Source organism: Longimicrobiaceae bacterium (genome assembly GCA_035936415.1).
Classification (GTDB): domain Bacteria; phylum Gemmatimonadota; class Gemmatimonadetes; order Longimicrobiales; family Longimicrobiaceae; genus JAFAYN01.
This window is the reverse complement of record DASYWD010000550.1, coordinates 1-3,679: the sequence shown is the minus strand read 5'-3', so window position 1 is coordinate 3,679 and position 3,679 is coordinate 1. Positions and strand designations below refer to the sequence as shown.

The 3,679-nt window shown below is 74.4% G+C and carries 2 protein-coding genes; both read right to left on the bottom strand.

The window, feature by feature from the left end; genetic code table 11:
- Positions 1 to 896 (bottom strand): hypothetical protein (locus VGR37_22135; protein ID HEV2150113.1); only part of this gene is annotated, 896 nt, incomplete at its 3' end.
- A 4-nt stretch (positions 897 to 900) separates the two neighbouring features.
- A complete protein-coding gene (gene cphA / locus VGR37_22130) occupies positions 901 to 3,576 on the bottom strand; it encodes a cyanophycin synthetase (GenBank protein ID HEV2150112.1) in 2,676 nt (891 codons plus the stop codon).
- Positions 3,577 to 3,679 lie beyond the last annotated feature (103 nt).

The following is a 3,679-nucleotide window of genomic DNA, read 5'->3' as shown; positions in this document are numbered from 1 at the left end:
GCGTGGGACACGCGCGCGTCGCGCGCGGAGGGGCCCTCCTCCGGGGTGAACGCCGCCACCCGCCGGCCCGCGTCCAGCACGCGGTCCTGCACGTCCCACTCCCCCGCGGGGACCACCACGATGCCGCCCGGGGGGACGGCGTCGGCCATCACGGACACCAGCTTCCGGGCCATCTCCGGGTCGCGGTAGCGCTCGGGGACGTCCGCCGGCTCCGCGTCCAGGATCAGTGCCACCTTCGAGGAGGAGTAGGGGAGCCCCGCGTTCAGGAGGTAGGCGGGGGAAACGTCCACCAGGAGCGCGTCGGCGGGGACGCCCCGGCGCAGCAGCTCCGCACGGGCGGCGCCGCGGTCGCCCCCGCCGGTGATCCCGCATCCCACCGCGAAGCGGAACGGGGGCGGCTCCGGCGTGCGGGCCAGCGCCCGCAGCTCCGCCAGCGGGTGATCGATCCCGTCCAGCGTCCCGGCGAGGGCGCGCTGGACGGTCTCCAGCGCGAGCGCGGCGGCGCGGAGCCCCACCTCGGCGTGCAGGTGCTCGAAGACCACCGTGTACTCCCCCGGCCGGTCGCCGCCGCGGGCCCGCCCGTACCCCACGTCGTGCCCCGCCAGGTTCTGCAGCGCGAGCCCCACGTGCTCCACGATGTGCGGGGCGTACGTCCCCCGGTGCAGGCGCGTGACGAAGCCGCCGCGCTCGCCCACCGAGCAGCGGTGCTCCCACAGCTCCGGGAGGGCCTCCAGCAGCGCCTCCGTGAAGCCGGGGACCTCGGCGGAGGAGATCTCGTCGTACGCGCCGGGGTGCAGGTCGATGCGCGTGACCGGGCGGCGCGACCACAGGCTGGCGCCGCGGATGGAGCGGAGCGAGAGGAGGCGGATCTCGGCGAACGGGTCGGGGAGCGGCATCGCCTCAGGTGGCGCCCGCCCCGTTCGCGTCCGGGTGGATCCGCGCCAGCACCCCCCGCACGTCGTCCGCCAGCACCACGGCCAGGTCCCCCTCCTGCAGCCCGGCCAGCATCCGGTCCACCGCCTCGGCCTCGCTCCGGAAGGTCTCGATGCGGTCCTCCGCCATCCCCCCCTCCCGCAGCCCCTCCGCCAGGAGCGCCGCCGCCTCGCCGGGGGCGCGCTCGCGCAGGTCCTCGTCCTCCTTGAGCAGGGCGAGGTCCAGCCCCGCGGCGAGCCGCCCCACCCCGCGGATGTCCTCGTCGCGCCGGTCCCCCGGCGCGGCGAGCACCCCCACCCGCCGGCGCGCGGGGAGCTCCATCGCCACCTCCATCAGCCCCTCCACCGCCGCGGGGTTGTGGGCGTAGTCCACCAGGACCCGGGCGTTCCGCACCCGCAGCAGGTTGAGCCGCCCCGGGGTCATGGTGGGCGAGGGGAAGAAGGAGAGGAGCCCCGCGCGGATCGTGTCGTACCGCACCCCCCGCACGTACGCGGTGGCGATGGCGGCCAGGATGTTCTGCTGCTGGAAGCGCGCCGCGCCCCCCAGCATCAGCGGCACCTCGCGGACGCTGGCGATGGGGATGCGCAGCCGGCCGCGGCGGATCACGAAGGTGCCGTCCTCGATCCGCACGCCGATCCCGCCGCGCTCGATGTGGTCCTCGAACAGCTCGTTCTCCCCCTCCGCCCTCGTCGAGAAGAGGACGATGTCGGCGCCGGTGCGCTCGCGCATGGCGTACACCAGCGGGTCGTCGGCGTTGAGCACGGCGTGTCCCTCGCGCTTGACCACGGCGGGGATGACCGCCTTGACCTCCGCGAGCTGCTCCAGGGTGTTGATCCCCCGCATCCCCAGGTGGTCGGCGCTGACGTTCAGCACCACGCCCACGTCCGCCTCGTCGAAGCCCAGCCCCGCGCGCAGCACCCCCCCGCGCGCCGTCTCCAGCACCGCCACGTCCACGGTGGGGTTGCTGAGGATGATGTTGGCGGAGAAGGGGCCGGTCATGTCCCCCTCCATCACCAGCCGGTTCTGCAGGTAGACGCCGTCGGTGGTGGTGAAGCCCACCGTCTTCCCGGTCTGCCGGAAGAGGTGCGCCACCAGCCGCGTGGTGGTGGTCTTGCCGTTGGTCCCGGTGATGGCGATCACGGGGATGCTGTACTCCGCGCCCGGGGGGTACAGCATGTCGATGATGGGCGCCCCCACGTTCCGCGGCGTCCCCTCGCTGGGGTGGGTGTGCATCCGCAGGCCCGGCGCGGCGTTCACCTCGATGATGACGGCGCCGTTCTCCCGGAAGGGGATGCAGATGTCGGGCGAGAGCACGTCGATCCCGGCGATGTCCAGCCCCACGATCCCCGCGGCCATCTCGCACGCGGTCACATTGTCGGGGTGGATCTCGTCGGTCCGGTCGATGGAGGTCCCCCCGGTGGACAGGTTGGCCGTGGCGCGCAGCGCCACGAACTCCCCGGCCTCCGGCACGGACTGCATGTTCAGCCCGCAGGTGGCCAGGAACTCCTCGGTGCGCCCGTCGTCGGGGAGGCGGGTGAGGATCCTCCCGTGCCCCTTCCCCCGCCGGGGGTCGCGGTTGGCGGCGTCGATCAGCTCCCGGATGGTGCTCCGCCCGTCGCCGATCACGTGCGCCGGGACGCGCTCGGCCACCGCGGCCACCGTCCCGTCGACCACCAGCACCCGGTAGTCCCTCCCCTGGACGTAGCGCTCCACCACCACGCGCCGGGAGTACTCGCTGGTGATGGGCCACGCCAGGCGGACCGCGTCCTCGTCGTCCAGCCGCCCGGAGATCCCCCTCCCCTGGCTGGCGTCCAGCGGCTTCAGCAGCACCGGGAAGCCGATCTCGCGCGCCACCTCGATGGCGTCCTCCAGCGTGGTGGCGGTGTCGCCCTCCGGCGCGGGGAGGCCGATGTTGCGCAGCACGCGGCGCGTGTCGTCCTTGTCCTGCGCGATCTCCACCCCGATGGCGCTGGTGTAGTCGGACATCGCCGCCTGGATGCGGCGGAGGTTCTTCCCCAGCCCGAGCTGCACGAGCGAGCTGGAGTTGAGCCGGCGCACGGGGATCCCGCGGCGCTGCGCCTCCTCCACGATGGCGGCGGTGGAGGGGCCCAGCCGCACCTCCTCCCGCAGGTCGTGCAGGTCGTCCACGATCCGGTGCAGGTCCAGCGGCTCGCCGGTCATGCAGGCGCGGACCACGCGCACGGCGTCGCGCACGCTCCGGAGGCCCACGTCCTCCTCCTCGTACGCCACGATCAGCCACCACACCCCCTCGTCGCCGGACTCCACCACGCGGCCGAAGCGCACGTCGGAGCCGGCCAGCGTCTGCAGCTCCAGCGCGACGTGCTCCAGGATGTGGGGGAGGTGGGTGCCCTCGCGCAGGCGCTCCACGAAGCCGCCCGTCTCGCCCCGGGAGCAGGGGTGCTGGTCCAGGGTGGGGATGAGCTCCAGGAGGCGCTCGTTGAAGCCGGGAATGGCGGTCGAGGGGACGTCTTCCAGCGCGCCGAGACGCAGGTCGCAGGCGATGACCGGGGCCAGCCTCCAGAAGTTGGGACCGCGCACCGCCCGCAGATTCGAGACGCGCAGCTCGTCCGGGTCCACGGCGAGGGCCGCGGCCCCGGCCCCGGTGGTCTCCGTCTGGCTCATGTCCGCTCCGGCGGCGGGCTCAGTGCACGTCGTGGCCGCGGGTGCGAACGCCGTGCGCCTCCGCGTCGCGCGCGCCCGCCCCGCGCCCGCCGCCGCTCCGCTC

What these genes read in the sequence shown, in the direction of transcription:
- cphA (HEV2150112.1), bottom strand. Translation starts at nt 3,576, where the DNA reads ATGAGCCAGACGGAGACCACCGGGGCCGGGGCCGCGGCCCTCGCCGTG.